Annotated in this window: 23 protein-coding genes and 1 tRNA gene; 12 read left to right on the forward strand and 12 right to left on the reverse strand. The window is 62.8% G+C overall.

Annotated features, from left to right (window positions below; genetic code table 11):
* Positions 1–126: 126 nt before the first annotated feature.
* The 3 genes from frc to JQ597_RS08795 all read right to left on the reverse strand — a co-directional run bounded on the left by frc (position 127) and on the right by JQ597_RS08795 (position 3,990).
* Positions 127–1,404: a formyl-CoA transferase gene (gene frc, locus JQ597_RS08785; RefSeq protein WP_212263810.1), complete on the reverse strand. Its 1,278-nt coding sequence runs from the start codon at positions 1,402–1,404 to the stop codon at positions 127–129.
* A 61-nt stretch (positions 1,405–1,465) separates the two neighbouring features.
* Entirely contained in the window at positions 1,466–3,199 is a 1,734-nt protein-coding gene (gene oxc, locus JQ597_RS08790; protein WP_212205590.1) for an oxalyl-CoA decarboxylase, read from the reverse strand.
* Between the two features lie 95 nt (positions 3,200–3,294).
* Positions 3,295–3,990 carry a GntR family transcriptional regulator gene (locus JQ597_RS08795; RefSeq protein ID WP_212263995.1) on the reverse strand — a complete coding sequence of 232 codons (696 nt, stop codon included), beginning with the start codon at positions 3,988–3,990 and terminating at the stop codon, positions 3,295–3,297.
* Positions 3,991–4,204: 214 nt separating this feature from the next.
* Between JQ597_RS08795 and JQ597_RS08800 the strand changes: the two genes are divergently transcribed.
* The 6 genes from JQ597_RS08800 (at position 4,205) to JQ597_RS08825 (ending at position 10,907) form a co-directional block, all read left to right on the forward strand.
* Positions 4,205–6,334 (forward strand): acetate--CoA ligase family protein, encoded by a 2,130-nt coding sequence (locus JQ597_RS08800; RefSeq protein ID WP_212263811.1) that lies wholly within the window; start codon positions 4,205–4,207, stop codon positions 6,332–6,334.
* Between the two features lie 176 nt (positions 6,335–6,510).
* Positions 6,511–7,359: an IclR family transcriptional regulator gene (locus tag JQ597_RS08805; protein ID WP_212263812.1), complete on the forward strand. Its 849-nt coding sequence runs from the start codon at positions 6,511–6,513 to the stop codon at positions 7,357–7,359.
* A 196-nt stretch (positions 7,360–7,555) separates the two neighbouring features.
* Entirely contained in the window at positions 7,556–8,524 is a 969-nt protein-coding gene (locus JQ597_RS08810; RefSeq protein ID WP_192734356.1) for a Bug family tripartite tricarboxylate transporter substrate binding protein, read from the forward strand.
* Positions 8,521–9,006: a tripartite tricarboxylate transporter TctB family protein gene (locus JQ597_RS08815; RefSeq protein WP_212263813.1), complete on the forward strand. Its 486-nt coding sequence runs from the start codon at positions 8,521–8,523 to the stop codon at positions 9,004–9,006. The genes JQ597_RS08810 and JQ597_RS08815 overlap by 4 nt, the downstream gene beginning before the upstream one ends.
* Positions 9,006–10,505 carry a tripartite tricarboxylate transporter permease gene (locus tag JQ597_RS08820; protein WP_192734358.1) on the forward strand — a complete coding sequence of 500 codons (1,500 nt, stop codon included), beginning with the start codon at positions 9,006–9,008 and terminating at the stop codon, positions 10,503–10,505. Before JQ597_RS08815 ends, JQ597_RS08820 begins: the two co-directional genes overlap by 1 nt.
* Before the next feature lie 81 nt (positions 10,506–10,586).
* Positions 10,587–10,907 (forward strand): DUF6665 family protein, encoded by a 321-nt coding sequence (locus tag JQ597_RS08825; RefSeq protein ID WP_212263814.1) that lies wholly within the window; start codon positions 10,587–10,589, stop codon positions 10,905–10,907.
* A gap of 27 nt (positions 10,908–10,934) precedes the next feature.
* On the opposite strand, the gene JQ597_RS08830 is transcribed toward JQ597_RS08825, so the two are convergent.
* The 4 genes from JQ597_RS08830 to JQ597_RS08845 all read right to left on the reverse strand — a co-directional run bounded on the left by JQ597_RS08830 (position 10,935) and on the right by JQ597_RS08845 (position 14,576).
* Entirely contained in the window at positions 10,935–11,897 is a 963-nt protein-coding gene (locus tag JQ597_RS08830) for an aldolase/citrate lyase family protein (protein ID WP_212263815.1), read from the reverse strand.
* A 235-nt stretch (positions 11,898–12,132) separates the two neighbouring features.
* Positions 12,133–12,276, reverse strand: a complete 144-nt coding sequence (locus JQ597_RS08835) for a bacteriocin (RefSeq protein ID WP_192734361.1) — start codon at positions 12,274–12,276, stop codon at positions 12,133–12,135.
* A 139-nt stretch (positions 12,277–12,415) separates the two neighbouring features.
* On the reverse strand, positions 12,416–13,003 hold the full coding sequence (locus JQ597_RS08840; protein ID WP_212263816.1) for a GNAT family N-acetyltransferase: 588 nt from the start codon (positions 13,001–13,003) through the stop codon (positions 12,416–12,418).
* Between the two features lie 154 nt (positions 13,004–13,157).
* On the reverse strand, positions 13,158–14,576 hold the full coding sequence (locus tag JQ597_RS08845) for an APC family permease (protein ID WP_249133807.1): 1,419 nt from the start codon (positions 14,574–14,576) through the stop codon (positions 13,158–13,160).
* A 1,068-nt stretch (positions 14,577–15,644) separates the two neighbouring features.
* Between JQ597_RS08845 and JQ597_RS08850 the strand changes: the two genes are divergently transcribed.
* The 5 genes from JQ597_RS08850 to JQ597_RS08870 all read left to right on the forward strand — a co-directional run bounded on the left by JQ597_RS08850 (position 15,645) and on the right by JQ597_RS08870 (position 19,791).
* Positions 15,645–16,646 (forward strand): TRAP transporter substrate-binding protein, encoded by a 1,002-nt coding sequence (locus JQ597_RS08850; RefSeq protein ID WP_212263817.1) that lies wholly within the window; start codon positions 15,645–15,647, stop codon positions 16,644–16,646.
* Positions 16,647–16,823: 177 nt separating this feature from the next.
* Positions 16,824–17,399, forward strand: a complete 576-nt coding sequence (locus JQ597_RS08855) for a TRAP transporter small permease (protein WP_212263818.1) — start codon at positions 16,824–16,826, stop codon at positions 17,397–17,399.
* Entirely contained in the window at positions 17,396–18,721 is a 1,326-nt protein-coding gene (locus tag JQ597_RS08860; protein WP_212263819.1) for a TRAP transporter large permease, read from the forward strand. Before JQ597_RS08855 ends, JQ597_RS08860 begins: the two co-directional genes overlap by 4 nt.
* A 124-nt stretch (positions 18,722–18,845) precedes the next feature.
* Complete coding sequence (locus JQ597_RS08865) at positions 18,846–19,439, forward strand: Spy/CpxP family protein refolding chaperone (RefSeq protein ID WP_212263820.1); 594 nt, start codon at positions 18,846–18,848, stop codon at positions 19,437–19,439.
* 276 nt (positions 19,440–19,715) lie between these two features.
* Positions 19,716–19,791 (forward strand) — tRNA-Lys (locus tag JQ597_RS08870).
* Between the two features lie 110 nt (positions 19,792–19,901).
* Here JQ597_RS08870 and JQ597_RS08875 read toward each other — a convergent pair.
* Positions 19,902–20,324 carry a cupin domain-containing protein gene (locus tag JQ597_RS08875; RefSeq protein ID WP_211998602.1) on the reverse strand — a complete coding sequence of 141 codons (423 nt, stop codon included), beginning with the start codon at positions 20,322–20,324 and terminating at the stop codon, positions 19,902–19,904.
* Positions 20,325–20,605: 281 nt separating this feature from the next.
* Here JQ597_RS08875 and JQ597_RS08880 point away from each other — a divergent pair, with 281 nt between their 5' ends.
* Positions 20,606–20,953 carry a hypothetical protein gene (locus tag JQ597_RS08880; protein ID WP_212263821.1) on the forward strand — a complete coding sequence of 116 codons (348 nt, stop codon included), beginning with the start codon at positions 20,606–20,608 and terminating at the stop codon, positions 20,951–20,953.
* A gap of 23 nt (positions 20,954–20,976) precedes the next feature.
* Here the strand turns inward: JQ597_RS08880 and JQ597_RS08885 are convergent, their stop codons facing one another.
* From JQ597_RS08885 to JQ597_RS08900, 4 genes are read right to left on the reverse strand one after another with little or no spacing between them, the layout of a single operon-like run.
* Positions 20,977–21,705, reverse strand: a complete 729-nt coding sequence (locus tag JQ597_RS08885) for an SDR family NAD(P)-dependent oxidoreductase (RefSeq protein ID WP_212263822.1) — start codon at positions 21,703–21,705, stop codon at positions 20,977–20,979.
* On the reverse strand, positions 21,698–23,083 hold the full coding sequence (locus tag JQ597_RS08890; RefSeq protein WP_212263823.1) for an AMP-binding protein: 1,386 nt from the start codon (positions 23,081–23,083) through the stop codon (positions 21,698–21,700). Before JQ597_RS08890 ends, JQ597_RS08885 begins: the two co-directional genes overlap by 8 nt.
* A complete protein-coding gene (locus JQ597_RS08895) occupies positions 23,070–23,315 on the reverse strand; it encodes an acyl carrier protein (protein WP_212263824.1) in 246 nt (81 codons plus the stop codon). The genes JQ597_RS08890 and JQ597_RS08895 overlap by 14 nt, the downstream gene beginning before the upstream one ends.
* Before the next feature lie 42 nt (positions 23,316–23,357).
* Entirely contained in the window at positions 23,358–25,175 is a 1,818-nt protein-coding gene (locus JQ597_RS08900; RefSeq protein ID WP_212263825.1) for a long-chain-acyl-CoA synthetase, read from the reverse strand.
* Positions 25,176–25,289: the final 114 nt, after the last annotated feature.

The following is a 25,289-nucleotide window of genomic DNA, read 5'->3' on the forward strand; positions in this document are numbered from 1 at the left end:
ACGCATTTGTTTGCATAGCAGCAATTAGTCTTCTGCAATGCAACATAGATCGAGCCGTTCGTTCCCAATAACAAAAAGGCCGCCGGAAACCGGCGGCCTTTGGCAGAATTCGGCAGATAAGGCGGTTTATTCGGCCGCCTGCTTGCGCGGCGGCTCGAGTGCGCCGGAGTCGTGGATCTCGGCCACCTGGTGATCGCTGAAGCCGAGCACCTGGCGCAGGATTTCGTCGGTGTGCTCGCCGAGCAGCGGCGAACGCGTCACCTCGGAAGGTGAATCCGACATCTTGATCGGATTGCCGACCGAAAAATACTTGCCGCGGGTCGGGTGATCGACCTCGACCACGGTGCCGGTTGCGCGCAGCGACTCGTCCTCGATGATCTCCTTCATCGACAGGATCGGGCCGCAGGGGATGTCGTCCTTGTTGAGGATTTCCATCGCCTCGAATTTTGTCTTCGTCATCGTCCACTGCTCGATGCGGGCGAAGATTTCGTTGAGGCGCGACAGCCGGGCAGGCGGCTTGGCGTAATCGGCGTGGGTCTTCCAGCCGGGTTCGCCGATCACGTCGCAAATCTTCTCCCACACCGGCGCCTGGGTGATGAAATAGATGTAGGCGTTGGGATCGGTCTCCCAGCCCTTGCACTTGAGGATGCGGCCGGGCTGGCCGCCGCCGGAATCGTTGCCGGCGCGCGGCACCGCGTCGCCGAACGGAATGCCTTCGCCGAACTGGCTGTATTCCTTCAGCGGGCCATGGGCGAGGCGCTGCTGGTCGCGCAGTTTTACGCGCGCGAGATTGAGCACGCCGTCCTGCATCGCCGCGGTGACCTTCTGGCCCTGGCCGGTGACGGTGCGCTGATAGAGCGCGGTGACGATGCCGAGCGCGAGATGCAACCCGGTGCCGCTGTCGCCGATCTGCGCGCCGGTGACCAGCGGCAAGCCGTCGCGGAAGCCGGTGGTCGACGCCGCGCCGCCGGTGCACTGGGCGACGTTCTCATACACCTTGCAATCTTCGTAAGGTCCGGGGCCAAAGCCCTTGATCGAGGCAACGATCATCTTCGGGTTGATGGCGTGGATCTTCTCCCAGGGGAAGCCCATGCGGTCGAGCACGCCGGGGCCGAAATTCTCCACCAGCACGTCGCAATTCTTGATCAGTGCGGTCAGGACTTCCTTGCCCTTCGGGTTCTTGGTGTCGAGCGTGATCGAACGCTTGTTGTGGTTCAGCATGGTGAAATACAGGCTGTCCACATTGGGAATGTCCTGCAGCTGGCCGCGCGTGATGTCGCCGACGCCGGGACGCTCGACCTTGATCACGTCGGCGCCGAACCAGGCCAGCAACTGCGTGCAGGTCGGTCCCGACTGGACGTGGGTGAAATCGAGAATGCGAACGCCCTTCAGCGCCTTTGTCATCGTCTATGCTCCGTACTCTGTCTGCCCTGCAACGCGCAGGATGGATTGGAAAGTGATTGGATTACTTCTTCTTCAGCACGCTTTGCGGATTGAGGTTGCCGATGCGGCCGCTTTCGGAGCCGGCCGCGGGATCGATCACCGCGTTGATCAGCGTCGGCTTGCCGGAATCCATCGCGGCGTTGACCGCGCGCTTCAGTTCATCCGGGGATGTGGCGTGGACGCCGACGCCGCCGAACGCTTCCATCATCTTGTCGTAGCGCGAGCCCTTGACGAACACCGTGGGCGCCGGATCCGAACCAACCGAGTTCACGTCGGTGCCGCGATAGATGCCGTCATTGTTGAAGATCACGATGCAGACCGGCAAATTGTAGCGGCAGATGGTCTCGACCTCCATGCCGGAGAAACCGAACGCCGAGTCGCCTTCGACCGCGAGCACCGGCTTGCCGGTCTCGATCGCGGCGGCGATGCAATAGCCCATGCCGATACCCATCACGCCCCAGGTGCCGACGTCGATGCGCTTGCGCGGCTGGTACATGTCGATGACGCCGCGGGCGAGATCGAGCGTGTTGGCGCCTTCGTTGACGAGGATGGCGTCGGGCCGTTCCTTGATGATGGTTCTGAGCACGCCGAGCGCGCCGTGATAATCCATCGGCGAATTGTTGTTCATCAGCCGCGGCGCCATCTTGGCGACGTTCTCTTCGCGCTTCTTGGTCACCGCGCCGGTCCAGTCGGAAGGCGCCGCCGCCCAGTTCGCGCCCATGCCTTCGAGCAGCGCCGAGACGCAGGAGCCGATGTCGCCGACCACGGGAGCGACGATCTCGACGTTGGAATCCATTTCCTTCGGCTCGATGTCGATCTGGATGAACTTCTTCGGCGCTTCGCCCCAGGACTTGCCCTTGCCGTGCGACAACAGCCAGTTGAGGCGCGCACCGATCAGCATCACGACGTCGGCGTCTTTCAGAACGGTCGAGCGCGCAGCGCCCGCGCACTGCGGATGGGTGTCGGGCAGCAGTCCCTTGGCCATGCTCATGGGCAGGAACGGAATGCCGCTCTTCTCGACGAAGCTCTTGATCTCATCATCGGCTTGCGCGTAGGCCGCACCCTTGCCGAGGATGATCAGCGGACGCTTTGCGCCCTTGAGCACGTCGAGCGCGCGTTTCACCGCTGACGGGGCGGGGATCTGCGCCGGAGCGGCGTCGATCACCTTCACCAGAGACTTCTGTCCGGCCTCGGCATCCATCACCTGACCGAACAGTTTCGCGGGCAGATCGAGATAGACACCGCCGGGACGGCCCGAGACCGCGGCGCGGATCGCACGTGCTAGGCCAATGCCGATGTCCTGCGCATGCAACACGCGGAACGCGGCCTTGCACAGCGGCTTTGCGATCGCGAGCTGATCCATCTCTTCATAGTCGCCCTGCTGCAGGTCGACGATCTCGCGCTCGGACGAGCCGGATATCAGGATCATCGGGAAGCAGTTGGTGGTGGCGTGGGCGAGGGCCGTGAGGCCGTTGAGAAAACCGGGCGCCGAAACCGTGAGGCAGACGCCGGGCTTCTTGGTCAGGTAGCCGGCGATCGAGGCGGCGTTGCCGGCATTCTGTTCGTGGCGGAACGAGATCACGCGAATGCCCGCGGCCTGCGCCATGCGGCCGAAATCCGTGATCGGAATGCCGGGCACGCCGTAGATCGTGGTAAGGCCGTTGAGCTTCAGCGCATCGATCATGAGATTAAAGCCGTCGGTGAGCTCGCGCTCGGCTTGATTGGTATCGATGCTCTTGGCTGCGGTTACGGACATTCCACTTTCTCCCTGATCGTGTGTGGTTCGGACGAGTTGATCGTCTTCTGCTGTGAAGTCGTTCTAACTAGGTAATTCTCTAACTAAACAGTCCTCTAGCTAAAGAGTTCTTGGCCATGCGCTTCGACATAAGCGGCGAGGCCCAGCGTGTGATCGCGTGCGCGCTTTTCGGCGAGTTCGGTATCGCGCGCTTCGAGCGCTTCGATCATGCCCAGATGTTCGGGCAGCGAGGTCGCGGTGCGATCGGTACGGCCGATCGTCAATTGCCGGTAGCCGCGCACATGCAGCAGGATGTCGTTGGTCATATCGACCAGCACCGGCGACTCCGAGAGCGAGATCAGCGCCTGGTGGAAGGCGATATTGGCCTTCGAATATTCCTCGACGTGGTCCTGCGGCAGGCGGTCCTTGCCGAAATCCTTGAAGAAATCGCGCAGCGCCGTGATGTCTTTCTTGCGCGCGGTGGTGGTGATCAGGCGCGCGGCCATGCTCTCGAGCGCCGCCCAGGCGCGGATCATATCGACGATCTCGGTCTTGGTGCGGCGGACCACGACGATGCCGCGGCGTGGCACGGTTTTGACGAAGCCGTCCTGTTCCAGCATCGCGATGGCTTCGCGAATGGGGGTGCGGCTGACGCCGAGGCGTTCGGACAACGCGCGTTCGTCGAGCATCACCTGCTCGGGCGTCGCATAGATATCCATCTTGAGAATAGCTTCCTTCAAGGCTTCATAGGCCTTGTTCTTGAAGCTCGTCTCAGGTGCAATCCGAACGATTGCGATATCTGCATCAGCCATGGCAGGCGTGGCCTTGGGTTGTTTGCGTGCGGGCACGATTCGTCTCCTCCGGTGGGAGACCAGTTGTAACAGGAATAACGTCTAATATTTTTGGCATACCAAATACCACCATGTCAAGTTGACAGTATTTTCAGCGTTTCCGGGGTATCAGGTGACTTGACTTTCTCCGCGCTGGCATACCAAATGCCATAAAATATGCCCCAGGAGGAAGTCCATGTCGAATCCCAAAGATGCGGTCCGCAAAGTTCTCGATGCGGTGAAGGCCGATAAGCGCACCAGCCTGACGGCCCCGGAGGGCAAACTGGTCTGCGATGCCTACGGAATTCCGGTTCCGAAGGAGGGCGTCGCCAAATCGGCGGCCGAGGCCGCCAAGCTCGCGGCCGACATGGGATTCCCGGTCGTGATGAAGATCGTCTCGCCGGACATTCTCCACAAGACCGAGGCCGGCGGCATCATGGTCGGCGTCAAGACCGCGGCGGATGCGGAAAAGAATTACGAGACCATTCTCGCCAACGCAAAGAAGTACAAGGCGGACGCCAAGATCGAGGGCATCCAGGTCCAGCAGATGCTGGCCGGCGGCACCGAGGTCATCGTCGGCTCGATCACCGACGGCTCGTTCGGCAAGCTGGTGGCCTTCGGCCTCGGCGGCGTGCTGGTCGAAGTTTTGAAAGACATCACTTTCCGTCTGGCGCCTGCCACCAAGGACGACGCGCTGTCGATGCTCGACGGCATCCAGGCCCATGACATGCTGAAGGGCGTGCGCGGCGGCGATCCGGTCAACCGCGAAGCGCTGGCCGCAGTCATCGTCAAAGTATCGCAGCTCGTCAGCGACTTCCCCGAAATCGTCGAACTGGATCTCAATCCGGTATTCGCCACCAAGAACGACGCGATCGCCGCTGACGTGCGTATCGTCGTCGACTTCGACTACAAGCCGCGTCCGGCGCCGCGCCCGACCGAAGAAATCGTCACCGCGATGAACCGCATCATGCAGCCAAAGGCGGTCGCCGTGATCGGCGCCTCCGCCGAGGACGGCAAGATCGGCAACTCCGTGATGAAGAACCTGATCAACGGCGGCTATAAAGGCGATATCTATCCGATCCATCCCAAGGCCGCGGAGATCCTGGGTTACAAGGCCTATAAGAGCGTCAAGGACGTTCCCGGCGTGATCGACACCGCTGTGTTCGCGATCCCGGCAAAATTCGTCGCCGGCGCATTGGTCGAATGCGGCGAGAAGAAAATTCCCGGCGCGGTCCTGATTCCGTCGGGCTTTGCCGAAGCCGGCGCGCCCGAGCTCCAGGAAGAAATCGTCGAGATCGGCAAGAAGTATAATGTCCGTTTGATGGGGCCGAATATCTACGGCTTCTATTATACGCCCGCCAATCTCTGCGCCACGTTCTGTACCGCCTATGACGTCAAGGGCTCGGCGGCGCTGTCGTCGCAATCCGGCGGCATCGGCATGGCGATCATCGGCTTCTCGCGCTCGGCCAAGATGGGCGTCTCCGCGATCGTCGGCCTCGGCAACAAGTCCGACATCGACGAGGATGACCTGCTGGCTTTCTTCGAGCAGGATCCGAACACGGCGATCATCGCGCAGCATTGCGAGGACCTGAAAGACGGCCGCGCCTTCGCCGAAGCCGCCAAGCGCGTCTCCAAGAAGAAGCCGGTGGTGGTGCTCAAGGCCGGCCGTACCTCGGCCGGCGCCAAGGCGGCCTCGTCGCACACCGGCGCGCTCGCCGGCAACGACAAGATCTACGAGGATGTCTTTGCGCAATCAGGCGTGATCCGGGCCCGCTCGCTGCGCCAGTTGCTCGAATTCGCGCGCGGCGTGCCTGTGTTGCCGACGCCGAAGGGCGAAAACATCCTGATCATCACCGGTGCCGGCGGCTCCGGCGTGCTGCTGTCGGACTCCTGTGTCGATAATGGCCTGTCGCTGATGGCGATGCCGCCGGATCTCGATACGGCGTTCCGGAAATTCATTCCGCCGTTCGGCGCGGCCGGAAATCCTGTGGATATCACCGGCGGCGAGCCGCCGATCACCTACGTCAACACCGTCAAGCTCGGCCTGTCGGACGATCGCATCCACTCGCTGATCCTCGGCTACTGGCACACCATCGTCACGCCGCCGATGGTGTTCGCCCGTAACATGGTCGAGGTGAAGAAGGAGATGGAGGCCAAGGGCTTTGTGAAGCCGATCGTCGCCTCGCTCGCCGGCGATGTCGAGGTCGAGGAGGCCGCCGAATATCTCTACCAGAACGGCATCCCGGCCTATGCCTACTCGACCGAACTGCCGGTCGAAGTGCTGGGCGCCAAGTACAAATGGGCGCGCGGCGCGGGCCTGCTCTGAGCTGGCGACGACTGTTAACCTCTCCCCGCTTGCGGGGAGAGGTCGAATTCGAGCGGAGCTCGAATTCGGGTGAGGGGGGATTCTCCGCGAGTCCAATTCTCACCGTCCTTGTGGAAGCTCCCCCTCACCCCGACCCTCTCCCCGCAAGCGGGGCGAGGGAGAACGGGCAGGTCGCGATGAAGCGAAACGTGATCCGGCGCAAACCACTCGAGCCGAAATCCGCCCCCGACAGTGAGGCCGAGTCGAGAGACGGCGGCGTGCAGTCCGTCGATCGCGCGCTCTCGATCATCGAAACGCTCGCCGAGGACGACGAGGGCTATCGCCTGAGCGATCTTGCGATCCGCACGGGGTTGTCGACTTCGACCGTGCACCGGTTGCTGTCGACGCTGGAAAGCCGGCGCTTCGTGCAGTTCGACCGCACCGAATCGAAATGGCATGTCGGCGCGCGCGCCTTTACCGTCGGCGCGACCTTCGCCCGCCGCCGCAATTTTTCCGCGCAGGCCGTGCCTTACTTACGCAAATTGCGCGACCTGACGCGCGAGACCGCCAATCTTGCGGTCGTCGATGACGAGTTCATCGTCGTGCTGACGCGGATGGAAAGCCGCGAAATCATGCGGTCATTGACACAAGTCGGCGGCCGCGTCGCGATGGTGGCGTCCGGCGTCGGCAAGGCCGTGCTCGCGACCTGGTCCGACGAGGACGTCAACGCGATCATCCGCCATCACGGCATGCCGCGCCTGACCGAAAAGTCGATCGTGCGGCCGAGCGATCTGTTCAAGGAGCTCGAAAAAGTCCGCCGCCAGGGTTTTGCCATCGACGACGAGGAAGCCTGCATGGGCCTGCGCTGCATCGCCGCCGTGGTCTACAACGATTGCAGCGAGCCGCTCGCCGCGATCTCGGTTTCCGGCATGACCGGCCGTCTCACCGACGATCGCCTGCCGTCGCTGGGCCAGACCGTGCGCGAGGTGGCGGCCGAACTGACGGTGGCGCTCGGCGGCGTGATGCCGGCGCCGAAACCGGCCTGAGCAGCGGAAATTTCGGCGAAAACGCCGCCGGACGTCCAGGGCCGGTCGGCAGGCAATACCGCCCCACGTTTTCGCTGCGGAACATCACGACGGCGAACAGTCCGTCTGGACAGCGGCGACTTTTCCGGCTGATATGCGACGAAATGACACGATGCGGCAAATGCGTAGCCATCTGCATCAGCCTGGAGGAACTCCCATGATCCCGTTTTATACGCGCCTCATCGGCGCGGCGGTCGCGCTGACGCTCGCGGCAGGTAGCCCGGCGCTGTCGCAGCAGCTCGAACTCAAGCTGATGGCGCCCGCAGCGCCCGGCGGCGGATGGGATCAGACCGCCCGTGCGATGCAGCAGGCGTTTGTCGCCGCCGGTATCGCGCGCAGCGTCCAGGTCACCAACGTTGCCGGCGCGGGCGGCAGCGTCGGCATCGCGCAGTTCGTCAACGGCGCCAAGGGCGACGGTAACCAGATGATGGTGAACGGCTTCGTCATGGTCGGCGCGCTCGCCATGAACAAATCGCCGGTCACGCTCGAACAGGTGACGCCGATTGCACGCCTCACCGAGGAGATCCAGGTCATCGTCGTGCCGGCGAATTCGCCGATCAAGACGGCGCAGGATCTGGCCGCCGCGCTCAAGGCCGATATCGCCAAGGTCACCTTTGCCGGCGGCTCGGCCGGCGGCGTCGACCACGTGATGGCGGCATTGTTCGCGGGCGCCGTCGGCGCCGACGCCAAGAAGGTCAACTACATCCCGTTTTCCGGAGGCGGCGAGTCGCTGGCGGCCATCCTTGGCGGGAAGGTCACCGCGGGCATTTCGGGAATGAGCGAATATGACGGTCAGATCAAGTCCGGCAAACTGCGCGCGATCGGCGTGACCTCGGAAAAGCGGATCCCCGGCAGCGATATTCCGACCTTCAAGGAGCAGGGCATTGACCTCGTGCTGGCCAACTGGCGCGCGGTGATGGCGCCTCCCGGCATCACGGCGGAACAGAAGAAGACGCTGAGCGATGCGGTGGAGAAGATGGTCAAGTCCGACGCCTGGAAAGAGGTTCTCAAGCAGAAGGGCTGGGACGACGCTTATCTTTCCGGCGACGCGTTCGCGGATTTCCTGAAGAAGGAAACGGTGCGCGTTACCGACGTGCTGAAGTCGGTCGGCCTGGTCAAATCATGAGCGACCTTCCGCAGGGGGCGGCGGAGCGGCGCATCGATTCCGCGGGCGTGGTCATTGCGCTCGCGCTTGCGGCGTTGGCCGCGGTGCTGGTGTGGGACGCGAGCCAGCTGCAATCCAACAATCCCTACGGCATGGGGCCCCACGTGATGCCTGTTGTCATCGCCGTGGGGCTCGGCATTCTCGCGATCGGCAATCTGGTCGAGGCGTTGCGCGGCAATCTGCCGGCACGCGAGAGCGCCGATGCCAAAGCGGTGTGGCTGATTCTCGGCGGGTTGGCGCTGCTGATCGCCATCATCGGTCTTGGCGGCGGCTTTATCCCGGCGACCACGGCATTGTTCGTCGCCACGGCGACGGCCTTCGGGCGGCGCGCCATTCTCACCGATCTCGCCATCGGCTTCGTCATGACCACCCTGATCTATGTCGCCTTCAGTCGCCTGCTGACGTTGAGCCTTCCCGCCGGCCCACTGGAAAGGCTGTTTTGATGGATGCCTTCGTCGCACTCGCTAACGGCATGGCTGTCGCTATCCAGCCCATGAACATGCTCTATGCGTTGATCGGCGTGTTGCTCGGCACCGCGGTTGGCGTGTTGCCCGGCATAGGGCCTGCGCTCACCGTCGCCTTGCTGCTGCCGGTGACCTACAAGCTCGATCCCGGCGGTTCGCTGATCATGTTCGCCGGCATCTATTATGGCGGCATGTATGGCGGATCCACCACCGCCATCCTCATCAACACGCCCGGCGAGAGCGCATCGATGGCGACCGCGCTGGAGGGGAACAAGATGGCCAAGGCCGGCCGCGGCGGGCCTGCACTGGCGACCGCCGCAATCGGCTCGTTTGTCGCCGGCACCATCGCCACCATTGGTCTCGCCTTTCTGGCGCCTTGGCTGGTCGACTTCGCGGTGCACTTCGGGCCGGAAGATTATTTTGCGTTGATGTGCGTGGCTTTCGTCACCGTGTCGGCAACCTTCGGAAGTTCGCCGATTCGCGGACTGACCAGCCTGTTCATCGGGCTGACGCTCGGGCTCGTCGGCATCGACAAGCTCACCGGGCAGCCCCGGCTCACCTTCGGCATCCCCGAACTGCTCGACGGCGTCGAAGTGACGACGCTGGCGGTCGGCCTGTTCGCGGTGGGGGAGGCGCTCTACGTCGTCTCGCGCCGTCATCACTCCGAAGAAAAGCTCGAGCCGGTGCGCGGCTCGCTATGGATGACCAAAGAGGACTGGCAACGGTCGTGGAAACCGTGGCTGCGCGGCACCATGTTCGGTTTTCCGATCGGCGCGCTGCCCGCCGGCGGCGCGGAGATTCCAACCTTTCTGTCTTACTCAACGGAAAAGAGGCTGTCGAAACACCCCGAGGAATTCGGCAAGGGCGCGATCGAAGGCGTCGCGGGCCCGGAAGCCGCCAACAACGCATCCGCCGCCGGCACCCTCGTGCCGCTCTTGACGCTGGGGCTTCCGACCTCGGCTACCGCCGCGATGATGCTGGCGGGCTTTCAGCAATACGGCCTCAACCCGGGACCGCTGCTGTTCGCCGAGCGGCCCGATCTGGTGTGGGGCCTGATCGCCAGCCTGTTCATCGCCAACGTCATGCTGCTGGTGCTCAACCTGCCGCTGGTCGGCCTGTGGGTGAAACTGCTCGCGATCCCGCAGCCGTGGCTTTACGCCGGCATTCTGGTGTTTGCGACCACCGGCACGATCGCAGCAAAACCGTCGGTGGTCGAACTGTCGATGCTGGCGGGTTTCGGCGTGATGGGCTTCCTGATGCGCCGGTTCGATTTTCCGATCGCGCCTGTCGTGGTCGGTCTCATCCTAGGGCCGATCGCCGAAAGCCAGTTGCGCCGCGCGATGTCGATCAGCCTCGGCGATCCCATGGCGCTGCTGCAAAGCCCGATGTCGGCGACGCTGCTCGGCATCGCGCTGATCGCGCTGGTTGCGCCGTTCGTGATGCAGGGGCTGGGCCGGTTCAAGGCGAACGAGGATTAGCGGCACGCGTGTCTTGAACGGTCCCGTACCGGCCAATATTATAAGAGCTAATTGACAGGCCATTTTTCGGAGCGCGCCGATATGGCGTTGAACCTACTTCAATCCGGATACGCAACTCTCCAATACGAGATCGCCGAGGAGAGGGCGTCGGCGCTCGGACGGCTTGGACGACGGCTCGAGGCCGCGCTGACGGAACTTGCCGCATGTCCGCGGACGGCGAATCCCGATCGAAAAGTCCGCGATCGTCTCGTCGAACAGGCGGGGTATGCGCTCTGGCTCTTCGTCGTGCAGCGCGAGGCCTGCGGTCTCAACAAGATCGACCACGTGATTAAGCTTTACGGGGTGCCGAACGAGGTGCTTGCCCGCATGGGGCCATTGCCGAAAGCCCGCCCTCCGGCGTGATCCAGGGGCCGCCCCAATCCGCTCCGGCTACACCGGCAGCTTCCGCTTCTGGTGTGCCCGGCCCTTGATGGCGGCGGCCTGGCTATGCCCCGCGATTACGCGCACGCCTTCGTCAATTCGTGTCGTGATGTTGTCCGCGGTGCAGCCTTGCAGGAATGCGACGCCGTTGTTGCGGCAGGCCGCCAGAATGCGGTCGCGCGCCGCCTGCATTTCCCGCGGAAAGGGTTCGCGGGGAATTTCGCGATAGCCGAGCGAAAGACTGAGGTCGCCCGGGCCGATCTCGGCAAATCCCAGTCCGGGCACGCTAAGGATCTCCTCGCAATTGGCGACGCCCTCGGGGCTTTCCAGCTTCACGCCCAGCAGCAGTTCACCTTTCGGATTGAGCGGCCAAGGATCGCAGCGCGCCATATATTCTTCGGTGGTCAGGCCCCAGACCGGGGCGGCCGTTGTCTCCGATCCGCGCCCCCGTGTGCCGATGCCGAGCAGCTTGCGACCGGCGGCGTCGGTGCCGCCGTCTTTTGCGCGTATCGCTCCCGCCATCCGTGCCAGCGGCGAGGGGATTTCGGGATCGACGCCATCAGTGTTGTGCGGATAGCGGCAGGATTCAACGAAGGCCCGCACCGCGTCGGCGGTTTCCGCCTGGCACAGCAGGATGCCATGCACGCCGCGGCCGAGGATCTGGCGGAACTGCCAGGCGTTGTAACGCACATGTGCGGCGTCGATGCCATTCACCGGCGCCTCGACAATGACAGTCGGCGTGCGGTGCCCCGAACGTGTCGGCCCGGCATCGATCATGCCGCGCATGTACGCGGCAAGGCCGGTCATATCGAATGCGCCGTGCTCCATGCCGACATTCATGTAGTCGGCCCAGGTCCCGGCATCGATGCGGCCTTGCGCATGGGTCAACACATGGCCGCTGTGCGGGCCGTCATAATAGATCGCCTGATCCTGCTCCAACAGTTCGATGCAGCGACTGATCCGCTTGCCCATCAAGGGTTTCCTCCGACAGTTTCCGGCGATACCGGAGCAAGGCTAGCACGCTGCCGCGCCACCGTGGACAGGGGCGGTGATCACTATCGCGCTGAATGTGCAAAAGCGTTGTTGGGGAAACAGGAAATGGGCCGCCGCAATCGGCAGCCCAACCAGCGATCGACGGAATGACGCCGTGAAGCCGGCCAAGGGCCGCAGGGCGGACTGTTGATTCAGTCCGCTCCGCGGACCGTTGTCATTTGAACATGCCGAGAATCCACTTGATGAGCTGATCCATCGGCGAAGGCTTGGGATAGGGCATCGTGCCGTCCCTGGACGTAGCCATGCCTCCGTACACCGCGGACAGCTCGTCGATGTTCAACTCGTGATCGTTCTGCATCCGTTGATCTCCTCTCAAGCGATGGACGCCTCATCCACCGTGCCGGGGAGGCTAGAACGGGCGCTCAGCCGAGGGTGTGATCCACGTCACGAACTCTGCAGGGTGTGTGCGGATCCGTTGAACCAATCCGCACTGTGGCTCAGCGCCGCGCCCGCAGCATTGGCGTCAATGCGGGAGACGAGCCGCTTTGTATCCTGCCGATGATCTTGAAGCCGTGGCGTTCGTACAGGGAAATGTTGCGCGGGTTCGAGCTTTCGAGGTAGGTGGCGGTGCCCTGCTCGTCGCAGCGTCGAAGCGCGTGTTTCATCAGTAGCGCGCCGAGCCCTTGCCCGATCCATTTCGGATCGGCGGCAAAAAGCGGCAGGTACCAATGCGGCTCATGCGGATGATGTTCGGCCATGCCCTTCATCAGCACGCCAACATCGTCGGCGATCTCCGGGCGCAGGGAGCCCTCCATGACTGCGCCCATCGCCGTGTCGTCGGGCTCGACGCCTGGCGGTAGCCACAGGGCGGCGGCGCGAGCGTGTTCGGTGATGTCGGCTGTGCCATGCTCGAATGCCCGGCCGCCAAAGGCTTTGACGAATCGCGGCATCACCTTGAGGTATTCGGACGGGTCGGGCCAAACCCAGCGCGTCATCGGGTCGGCTGCAAAGCCGAGCACGATGGTGCTGATGACGGTTGCCTGGATGCTTGCGTCCGCGGATTTTACTTCCGGCACCGCCGACATCGGGTCATCCTTCATTTCGATCTGGTCACCGCCAATGTAGGCGTGCGAATGCCTTCTTTCCAGGCGTTGGAACCTGAATGCCCGGCGTGGTCGGCAAGGCCAGTTCCGGCCTGCGGCAGCGGCCGGATCCGCAAATCGCAACGGCGATCGCCGCTTAGTTGACGGGCCCGCCGCGACCCAGATTTTCCGCATCCGGGTCCGCGCGCTTCACCCCGGTCGCGCGGTTGACCATGACCGTGACGAACCAGAGAACGACGCCGACCGCGAGCAGAACGCCGGCGATGCGGTACTGCACAGGGTCACGGCCGGTCCAGGGACCGGTCAGGAAGGCGCAGAACACCGCCCCCAGGATCGGCAGAATGGTCGGCGTGCGGAAATGCTGATGATCGACAGGGTCGCGCCGAAGCACCAGCACCGCAACATTGACCACCGTGAACACGCACAACAAAAGCAGCGCCGTGGTGCCTCCGAGCGCCGGCACCTCGCCGACAAAGGTGATCAGTCCGAATGCCAGGAGCGTCGTGAAGCCAATCGCGACATAGGGCGTGCGCCGCGTCTGGTGCACCTTGCCGAGGGTGGGCGGAAGCACATGCTCGCGGCTCATGCCATACACAAGGCGGCTCGCCATCAGCATGTTGATGAGCGCGCTGTTCGCCACCGCGAACATGGTGATGAAGCCGAAGATCCAGAGCGGGAAACCGGGCGCGCCTTTTTGAACCACTTGCAGAAGAGGGGTCTCGCCTTCGCCCAATTGCTCCGGAGCCACCAGCGTGATCGCGGAAATCGAGACCAGAACATAGATGACACCGGTAATCGCAAGGCCCGCAAGCAGCACTTTTGGGAAGTGGCGGGTTGGATCCTTGCATTCCTCGGCCATGTTGACCGAATCCTCAAAGCCCACCATGGCAAAGAACGCGAGCGTGGTCGCTGCGACCACCGGCCAGAACATGCCGCCGTCCGGGGTTGAGCGAAACTGCATCACGCGCGACACATCGCCCTGGCCGAGGCCGATGGCCCAAAGGCCGATGACGATAATGATCAGCAGTCCGGTCAGCTCGACGCAGGTGAGCACCACATTGGCTTTCACGCTTTCGCCGACGCCACGGAAATTGACCGCTGCAACGACCGCCATGAAAGCAAGACCCGTGACGGTGATGCCAAACCCCGTCAGACCGAGCCCCATCGCATGCGACATGTTCGCAGCGAACGCCCGGGAAGCCGTCGATGCCGAGGTGATCCCCGAGCACATCACCGCAAACGCGACGATGAACGTGATGAAATGGATGCCGAAAGCCTTGTGGGTATAGAGGGCGGCTCCCGCCGCTTTCGGATATTTCGTGACCAGTTCGAGATAGCTGAACGCGGTCACCAGCGCGACCACGAATGCCACCACGAAGGGCAGCCAGACCACCCCGCCTACCTGCTTGGCGACCTGGCCCGTCAGCGCATAGATCCCGGTTCCGAGAATGTCGCCGACGATAAACAGGAGGAGCAGCCAGGGGCCCATGACCCTGTGAAGGCTAGGTTCGACGCTGCTTGACGGGGTGCCGGCGTTGACGGTGACATCGGCCATCGTACGTCCTTTCCACTCTCGGTAGCGCCGGTGCAGTGTATCGGCAGTTCGCGGCTTGTGGAAGGTGCGGGTCAAACCATTCACAGCTCGGTGCATCGCGCTGCGGGATGCGAAGCCATTTCCTCGTCATTGCGAGCCACCGGATTGCGAGCCACCGGGTCGCGCGAATGCGCGCCCGATGACAGGCTCCGCGAAACAATCCATCGCGCCGCGCAAGGGAAGCATGGATTGCCCCCGTTGGGACGGGTTATTTGGGCGACGGTGGAGTAGCTTACAGGGGCTACCGGATGATCTAGGATCTTACTGCGTCGTGTTCGCTTGCCGTGGGGGCTGTTGCCCGTCGGGCAAATCATTTCCGATTTGCGGAAATCGTGTCAAGCCCCGAAATAAAAAATATTTCTGTTTACCAGAAGGCAAATCAGGGATATTTGTTTTGCCCATCCCGTCCCACTCAGAGGGCGTCGGCCGTCGTCACGGACGTTGGACGGGTTGCGGTGGACGCTGGTTTACGCTGAGACGACGGCGTGGATGAGCGTACGGCAAAACCGTGTGGTCCTGGCGCCCGTTGCTGGCGTCAAGCCGTCGGCTAAGCGTGAGCTGAACCGACGGTGACGGAGTCAACCAAGAACTCGTCTCCGGGGAGATCACGGCATAAGCCGTAAAGCCATTGCGCAGGGAAGGCCGGGTGTTCTCCGCTGCCCTGTATGCTCGTGTGCACTTTGTTTTGTGCAAACCGCACGCGAGACCGCGGGTGCAGCGCGCACCCGGTCTTCCCTGCGCCCTCTCATGAGAGGGCAAGGAGTTTCTGGCAAAGCTCGGGCGCATCGCGCGGCGAGGGCGCGGAACCATGTCCCTGAACCATGTCCCTGCATTGCGAAGCAGCAAACCGCCTCTTTGGTGAACACCGTGGATGGACAGGATGTCGCATTTTGCGCTGCAGCAAACCTCCAAAGACCGGCCCCTGCTAACGGGCAATGGCGTTTTGCCCGGCTTCTCTGTATTGGTTCGGTGGCATACAAGCTTCGGAGCCGGGTGTTCGCGCTCCGCAAAAATAAATTGGGAGGAAACATGCGCAAATTGATTTTGGCTGCGGCATCGATTGCAGCTTTGGCCCTGGCGAGCCCGGCCTCGGCGCAGTCGCCGATCGTCATCAAGCTCAGCCATGTCGTGGCGCCGAACACGCCGAAGGGGCTGGCGTCGGAGAAATTCAAGGAACTGGCCGAGAAGTACACGGGCGGCAAGGTCAAGGTCGAGGTCTACCCGAATTCGCAGCTCTACAAGGACAAGGAAGAGCTGGAGGCGCTGCAGCTCGGCGCGGTGCAGATGCTGGCGCCATCAAGCGCCAAGTTCGGGCCGATCGGCGTCAAGGAATTCGAGGTGTTCGATCTGCCGTACATCCTCCCCGACCTGAAGACGCTGCGCAAAGTCACCGACGGGCCGCTCGGCGCAAAGCTGCTGAAGCTGCTCGATGCCAAGGGAATGACCGGTCTCGCCTATTGGGACAACGGCTTCAAGCAGATGAGCGCCAACAAGAAGCTGATCACGCCGGCCGACTACAAGGGCCTCAAATTCCGCATCCAGTCGTCGAAAGTGATCGAGGCGCAGATGCGTGCGCTGGGCGTGATCCCGCAGGTGATGGCGTTCTCCGAAGTGTATCAGGCGCTGCAGACCGGCGTCGTCGACGGTCAGGAAAATTCCTGGTCGAACATCTACACCCAGAAAATGCACGAGGTGCAGAAGCATATCACCGTCACCAACCACGGTTACATCGGCTATATCGTGGTGGTGAACAAGAAGTTCTGGGACGGCCTGCCGGATGATATTCGTGTCCAGCTGGACAAGGCCATGAAGGAAGCCACCGCTTACGGCAACGGCCAGTCGCAGAAGGAAAACGACGAAGCGCTCGCCGACATCAAGAAGAGCGGCAAGACGGAGATCGTCACGCTGACGCCGGAGCAGGACGCTGCGATGCGCAAGGCGATGGAGTCGATCTACAAGGATGTCGCCGGCCGCGTCGGCCAAGGGCTGATCGACGAGTTCCTGAAGGAGACCAGGGGCGCGACCAACTAAGACGACGATTTGGGATGCTGTGAGCTTTTTCAAGCTCTTGGTAGGGGCAAGTAAATCGTTCTTCGTCATGCCCGGCCTTGTGCCGGGCATCCACGTCTTACTCGCTTAGCAGCTAGAAAGACGTGGATGGCCGGGACAAGCCCGGCCATGACGAAGTTCGATAATTGGGGGATATAGATGTTTCTACGCATCCTCGACCGGCTCGAGGAACTGCTGATCACATTCCTGATCGCGGCGGCCACGGTGATTATCTTCATCGCGGTGATGCATCGCTATCTGGTCGGCATTCCTCTTTTCTATCCGTACCTGTTTCCCATCAACCTCGCATGGGCGCAGGAGCTCTGCATCATCATGTTCGTGTGGATGGCGAAGTTCGGTGCCGCCTATGGCGTGCGCACCGGCATCCATGTAGGCGTCGACGTACTGGTCAACAAGCTCGGTCCGAATAAGCGCAAAGTCACCGTCATGTTCAGTCTGCTGTGCGGTGCGCTGTTTACGTTCGTCGTTGGCTCCATGGGGGCGAAGTTCGTCTGGGGGCTCTACCACACCGACCAGGTGACGGCCGACATGGAGATTCCGAGCTGGATCACCTATCTCTGCGTTCCGCTCGGTTCCTACCTGATGTGCTTCCGCTTCCTGCAGGTGGCCAATAATTTCTGGCATACCGGGCATCTGCCGCATCACGACGAAACCCAGGTCGAGGGCGTGGAGATCGATGCGCCCGGTGTCGGCGCTGGGGGGATCGCCCGATGATCACGCTGATGATCTTCGGGCTGCTCGTCGCCCTGATGCTGACGGGCATGCCGATCTCGATCGCGCTCGGCCTGACCGTGCTGACGTTCCTGTTCTTCATGACCTCGGTGCCGATCGAGTCCGTGGCGCTGAAGCTTTTCACCGGCATCGAGAAGTTCGAGATCATGGCGATCCCGTTCTTCATCCTGGCCGGCAACTTTCTGACCCATGGCGGCGTCGCCAGACGCATGATCGCTTTTGCCAGAACGATGATCGGCCATTGGCCCGGAGGGCTCGGCATCGCCGCCACCATGGCAGCCGCGCTGTTCTCGGCGGTGTCGGGGTCTTCGCCCGCAACCGTCGTCGCCATCGGCTCGATCATGCTGCCGGCGATGCTGTCGGTCGGCTATCCCAAGCGCTTTGCCGCCGGGGTCATCGTCACCGGCGGCGCGCTCGGCAACCTCATTCCGCCGTCGATCATCATGGTGATCTATGCGGTGGCGACGAGCGGGGCGGTTTACTTTGGCCCGAATGGCGAGAAAGTCGCCTCTGCCTCGGTCGGGCAGTTGTTCATGGCCGGCATGGTGCCGGGCGTGATCCTGGCGATCATGCTGTCGGGGACCACGTGGTATCGCGCGTGGAAGAATAATATTCCGCGGGTCGAGAAGGCTTCGTGGGGCGAGGCGTTCACGGCGTTTGTAGACTCGTTCTGGGGCGTCTCCCTGATAGTCGTGGTTCTCGGCGGCATCTATCTCGGCTGGTTCACGCCGACCGAAGCCGCGGCGATGAGCGCGGTTTATGCCTTCCTGATCGAGATGTTCATCTACAAGGACCTGAGGTGGAAGGACGTGCCAAAAGTCCTGCTCATCTCCGCCAACATGAGCGCGATGATCCTCTACATCGTCACCAACGCGGTGCTGTTCTCGTTCCTGATGACGAGCGAGCAGATCCCGCAGGCGATGTCGAACTGGATCACGAACAGCGGCATCACCTGGATCACCTTCCTTTTGGTGGTGAACCTGCTGCTGCTCTTGGCCGGCAACGTGATGGAGCCGTCGTCGATCGTGCTGATCATGGCGCCGATCCTCTATCCGATCGCGGTCAAGCTCGGCATCCATCCGGTGCATTTCGGCATCATGATCGTGGTCAACATGGAAATCGGCATGTGCCATCCGCCGGTCGGCCTCAATCTCTATGTGGCCTCCGGCATCGCCAAGATGGGCATTACCGAATTGTCGATCGCGGTGCTGCCATGGCTGGTCACGCTGCTGGTTTTCCTCGGCCTCATCACCTACATCCCGGAATTGTCGTTGTGGCTGCCGCGTACCCTCGGGATGCTTTAACGATCTGGACAGACGAAGTTCATCGACATTACATCTTGGTAAGGGAAGGCACTCTTGCCTATCGTTAAGTTGATTGCCGGCAGCCGCGGGCCCATCTTCATGCAACCTTTCAACGGAGGTCAGCATGAGGAAGTTCGCCATCGCCGCGGTCGCGGTGCTCGCCATCGCCGGTTCTACGGCGGTCTATGCCCAGCACCGTCATTGGGGCTACGGGCATACGCGGATGAACCCGGAAGACCGGGCGGCGTTTGCCGACGCGCGGATCGCCTCCGTGCATGCCGGGCTCAAGCTGACCGCCGACCAGGAAAAGCTGTGGCCGGCGGTGGAAACCGCGGTGCGGGAATTCGCCAAACTGCGGATCGATCGCGCCAATGCGCGGATGGATACGCGGCGGGACGATTCGAGCCAGCAGAAGCCGGATGATCCGCTGACGCGCCTGCGCGAGCGCGCCGACAACATGGCGACTTCGGCGGCCGCCATGAAGAAAATCGCTGACGCGGCCGATCCGCTTTACAAGACGCTGGATGATGGCCAGAAGCGCCGCCTGGCCGTGCTGACCGGAATGAACCGGTTTCATGGTCGTGGCGAAGGCTGGCGGGAGCGCCGGATGGAGCGTTTTGAGCGGGATCGCGACGATGGCGGCCGGGACCGCGGCTATAACCGCAACCGCTATGACCGGGATGACGGGCCGGACCGAGGGGGCCCGGAGCGGCTCTGAGCGCAGGTTTGCCGAGTTCGGCCCGGGTAGGGCGTTTTCCAGCGAAGTGGATACCGGTTCGCGTCAAGAAAGCGCGTCAAATCATGAATCTAGAGCCCCGTTCCGATTCAATCGGAACGGAAAAGGCTCTAGGGGCGGAAGCCGCTGAAATCCAGCGGCTTTTTGCCTTTCCGGGCCCACGCCAAAGGCCGGGAAAACTCCGTCAGCTTTGCTGGACATCGGGGAATCGCTTTGCTAAACGACGCCCTCTTGCGAAGGCTTTTCCGGACCAAGTCCGGGCGCATAGCTCAGTTGGTAGAGCAGATGACTCTTAATCATCGGGTCCCAGGTTCGAGCCCTGGTGCGCCCACCAAGCTTTTCAAGAATTTGGCCAGATAGCCGCCACGCAGACCGCGAACCGTTTGCGCGGTCGCGGCCGAGCAATATCTGAATGCTCCGCATGGCGGATCGGCAGTCAGGAAGTCAATGGACGGGGGCGAGCGTCCGCTTCAGCTTGTTGACGGCGCGAACGGCCAAACCGAGCAAGAACGGACTGGTCTGGCGGAAGACGGCGACCTTCTTCACATAGCCCTCGACATGCCATTTGGCGTGGGCACCGTTGTGGAAAACGATCACGTCACCGACGCCGTAACGTTTCGGTGGCATGCCCTTGCTCTCAAGCACGATCGATCCTTCCTGGATCACGATGGTCTCGTCGACATCGTAGTACCAGTTGAATTTGCCCTCGGTGCAGGACCAGATCACGGTTGTGGCAGCGCCGTCCGCGCTGGTCGACAGCACATGCGAGCGGGCTTCCGGATTGCCTTCAAGGATCCAGGATGGCTCGATCGGCGACGGCTTGAGATCCACGTTCAAATGGCCAGTTTCAATAAGCGCAAGCGGCATCGATCACCTCAGCGGATTGAAAAATATGCACGGCTCAACAGCGTCCCGGCTACGCGAGTTGCAGATTGCTAACTCTCCCGGAACGGATGGGATTAGATTATCCCACAAAGAATGAAGAGGCCAGTTTGGGGGCGCCCAACGGGTCGTTCAACGCGGGTTACCTCTAAAGAGCCACCTCAGGCCGTTTCGACATTCGAGATGAAGCTAGAATGCGCTATCTTCTGGCGCCCGGCGAACAGGGTCGGTGATGCGACGAAGCTGGTGCGACAAGGAGACCGGCTATGGTTCGAAGTTTCAAGGTTCGTTCCGCTGAGCGCGATGCTCAGACCGATAGCGAACGGTTCGGTTCGATTTCGGCCGCGATTAGCGCCGCGGTTGCGTCAGTTCAGAAGGAGAGGGACGCGTTGCGTGGGCGAGTAGATGCGGCCCGCGATCTGGCTTCCTTTGTCGCGGGCACGGATTACGAAGAATATCTGACCCGGGATGCCAAGGACGCGTCCATGATCAAAGAATACGAGTCGCAGATGATAGCCGGCGAAAAGCGCGTGCAGGAGCTGGAGAGTCAGCTTGGCAGTCTGATCGCTGTTCGGGAAGTGTTCAGCCGCTGTTTCCCCGGCATGCCAGGGTAGGCCGAGGTGAGGGGCGGCTACACTTAGGCAGTGTTGCCGGCGTCGACCGTTAGCACAGTGCCGGTGATGTTCCGACCGCCTTCGCCCAGCAGATACTCGACCATCGAAGCGATGTCGTCGGCCTCGGGCAGGCGGCGCAACGCGCTGCGGCCGGCGATCCGCCGGCGGCCGTCGTCGTCCAGGGACTTGGTCAATTCGGTGTCGACGAAGCCGGGCGCGATCGCGTTCACGGTGATGCCGAGCTTGCCGACCTCGCGGGCCAGCGAACGGGTAAATCCGCCGGCCGCTGCCTTGGACGCGCCGTAGACGGCCAAGCCGTTGTAGCCGGTCGAGGCGATGATGGAGGATATGTTGACGATGCGCCCGGCGCCGTCGGCCATCATATGGCGCACCACGTATTTGGTCAGAACGATCGGCGACAGCACGTTCAGACGGATCAACGCCTCGATCTCGGAATTGCGCGTGTTGGCCAGCAGCCCTTCGGCGCTGATCCCGGCATTGTTGACGAGGCCATAGATCGCGCCGAAGGCGTCGCGCAGTTCCTTCACGAAGGCGGGAATCTTGTCGGTCTGCCCGAGATCGAACGCCCTGAAGTGCAGGCGGTCCGCACCCGCCTCGCGGATGGCCTGTCCCAGCTCCTCGCTCTCGCGGCGCGCGACCGCCACCACGTTGTAGTCGCCGGATGCGGCAAGCCTGCGTGCAATCGCAAGCCCGATGCCGCGACTGCCGCCAGTGACGAGGACGTTATGCATCGGCGCGCGTCAATTTGCCGGCTGCCGTGAGGTCCAGCCGCTCGACGAAGCGGATCACCGCAGGCACCTTGTATGCTGCCAGCGCGTCGTTGCACCGGCTGAGAATCTCCGTACGGATCGTCTCGTGGCGACCAGCCTCGGTGCCGTCGGCGAGGACGATGTCGGCGACCACGATGGCGCCAGTGATCGGGCTTCTGCGCGACCGCGCGCGCGACATTCGGACGGACTCGTGCCGATTGATCACGGTCTCGACCTCCTCGGGATGGACCTTCAGCCCGCCGATGTTGATGATGCCGGTGCGCCGGCCGACAAAGTAGTAACGCTCGTCGCGCAGTTCGACCAAGTCACCGGTGTCGACGAAGCCCTCGGCGTCGGTGAGCTGCGGCGCGCCGGTGCCGACATAGGAGCGCGCCGTGCGGTGCGAGCGGATCCGAAGCGAGCCGTCGACGACCTTCATCTCGACGCCGTCGCGGTTCTGCCCGATCAGGTCGGCGGGAAAACCCTCGCGCCCGTCGTTGACCGCGAAACCAACGCCGGCTTCGGTCGAAGCATAGGCATGGCCGATCGACGCATGCGGAAACGCCCGGGCGAGGCCGTCGAGCACCGCCTGGTCGGCGATTTCGCCGGACAGGCGGACATAGCGTGGCGAGAAGTCCGCGACCGCGCTGCTCATCAGGAGCTTGCGCCAGTGCGACGGCGTCCCGGAAATGTGGGTGACGCCGCCCGCGCGCAGCCGTGCCACGTGATCGACGGTGGCTTCCTTGGGCTCCGACAGCACCATCGATCCGCCGCCGATCACCGCGCGCAGGAAGATCTGCAGGCCGCCGTAGCGACGGATGTCGTAGAACGTCGCCCAGGTAGCGTTCTGGTAGCGCGCAGCACCGTCGGCGATGATCGCGCCGGCCAGCCCGTCGAGCGTATGGCCGACGATCTTGGGCGGCCCGGATGTGCCCGAGGTCAGCATCAGCCACTCGGTCGCGCGTTCGGTCTTCCATCCCGCACCCGGCCGTTCAGGTAGACCGGCGCCGACGACCAGATACGCGCCATCATCCCATCGGTGCAGCGGCCTGTCGGTCACGATGGCGTCGATCTCGGCATCCGCAAGCAGGCCCTCGATGTGATCCGGATCGAGGTCGGGCGGGCACAGAAGCATGCGGCGAGCGACGCCGTCGAGCTCGATCATCGCGAGCGCAGACTGCAGCTGTCCCGACGTCGCAAGCAGCACCGAGCGGCCGGACAGCTCGCGATATCTGCCGATCAGACAGCTGTACCCGAGAATGTCGGTCAGCGATATGACGTGCCGGGCATCGGAAATCGTGCGGCCCTTCAGCTCCGGGCCGAGATACTCGCGAAGCGCTAAGACGTCAGGCTGGGACATTCTCGTATGCTCTGATGAACTCGCCGACGGTCGACGGGAAGGCGGCGTCTTCCGCGATGGTGAACGGATCGATGCCGAGATCGTCTTCCAGCCGCGCGACCAGGATCGCGAAGGCCAGAGAATCGAACCCGGTGTCCTGCAGCGCCAGATCGTCCCGGAGCGGCGGAAGGGTGACCTTTTGCTCTTCAGCGATCTGCTGCATCGCCGAAAAAATCCTCAACTTTACCGACATGAACACCTCACCTCTTCAAAAAAACGGCTCTTCGAGCCGATGCTAAAACCTGATTCCGCCCTCCGCGACGCGCGCGTAGACGGCCCGGTCGATCGAACGATAGGCGCGGGTCGCCGGATCGCGCAGGAACAGCCGGTCGCTCACGACGGAAGGATCGAATCCCTCGCGGATCAACCGCTGCTTGTTCATCTTGAAGGTCTCGGTGGCGTCGAGTTCCGCGCAGAACCTGACGAAGACCGGAATGGCATAGACCGGGAGCCGGCGCGACAGGTGTTCGGCGAAGATCCCAAGATCGAAATGCTGGTCCACGACCAAGGCCGCCATGCCGGCGCGGCCGTCGGCACCGGGGACGGCGGCCCCGTAGGTTGAGGCGTCAACAACGCCGGGGCAGTCCCTGATCGCGTCGTTCACCTCGCTGGTCGCGACGTTCTCGCCCTTCCAACGGAAGGTGTCGCCGACCCGGTCGACGAAATAGAAGTAGCCCTGCTGATCCCGATGCATCAGATCGCCCGTCCGGAACCAGGCATCGCCTTCCGCAAACACGTTGCGGAGAATCTTCTTCTCGGTCTCGGCCGGCTCCGTATAGCCTTCGAAAGGTCCGCCACCCCGATCTGCGGTGCCGATGCGCCCGATTGCCTCGCCGACCTCGCCGTGGGTGCAGGCGATGCAGAGCCCGTCGTCGCCGCGGACCGGGCTGCCGCTGTCGGCATCGACCTTCACGATCGAGGCGGGAAAGCGATGCGCCAGCAGCGGCGGGACACGGCCGATCGCGCCGGGTTTTCCCTCGAAGTTGAACAGCGAAAAATTACCTTCCGTCGCGGCGTAGAATTCCAGGACCTGCGGAATCGCGAACCGCTTCGCGAACGCCTCCCAGATGTCGTCGCGCAATCCGTTGCCGACGGCGAGCCGCAGCCCGTGTCCGACCTCCAGCCCCGAGGCCGGTGCGTTCAGAAGGTAGCGGCAGAGTTCACCGATATATTGGAAGACGGTGCAGTCGAAATACATGATGTCGTCCCAGAAGTCTTCCGCGGAGAACTTCTCGGCGATCACGACTGAACCGCCGGCGCGAAGCATGCTGCAAGGCGCGACGACACCGCCCACCGAATGATGGAGCGGCAGGCAATTGTAAAGGCGGTCGTGGATGGAAGCGTCTGTCAGCCCGGCAAACCATCCTCCCCAGCTGAGGATGCGGCGATGACTGACGTTTACCGCCTTTGGCAATCCCGTGGTGCCCGAGGTGTAGATGAGCAGGGCGCGTTCATTGATAGTGACGTCGCCGCGCTCGACGGAGGACAGCGGGCGTGGATCCGTGCCGGCGAGCGCCGCATCCAGATCGGCGCCAGCGCTGCCAGGACCCAGTCTCCAGATCTGGGGCACGCGATCCAGGTGCGGACGTGCGGCTTCGAACGCATTCATGCAATCGGCGGCAAGAATGATGTGGTCGGCACGCGCGACGTCGATGCAATGGGCAAGGGACCGGCCGACCAGCCGGGTGTTGATTAGCGCCACCGTACCGCCGACGCTGCTGATTCCGAGCCAGCAGGCAACGTACTCCGGCCGGTTCGGCATCAGCAGACAGACGGTGTCGCCGGCGCGGACGCCCAGGCTCCGCGCCCAGCGCGCATACTGGCTGATCCGGGCGCTGAGCTCCCCGTAGGTGAAGGATTGGCGGTCCGAGAGCAGTGCAGGGCGTTCGGGCTGCCGTTTCGCCCATTCTTCCACGACGTCGGCGAACAGCCGTTGCGGTTCGGCCTCGATCCGCGAGGTCAGTTCGATGGCCTTCAGCCAGGCCTTGGTGGCAGACGGTCTGGGTCGCGGGTCACCGCTTTCAGTCGCCCGCTGAAGTGCGCCTGCTTTCATGATTTGACCCAAGTGATTTCGATCTTTGCTCGCGCCGACCAGGTTGCGAGGCGGCAGAGCTGCGGCGGAAGGAGTGACGAGGCGCACCGGACCGCGCGCGATCTTGCGATCACT

Source organism: Bradyrhizobium sp. AUGA SZCCT0177 (assembly GCF_018130125.1).
Classification (GTDB): Bacteria; Pseudomonadota; Alphaproteobacteria; order Rhizobiales; family Xanthobacteraceae; genus Bradyrhizobium.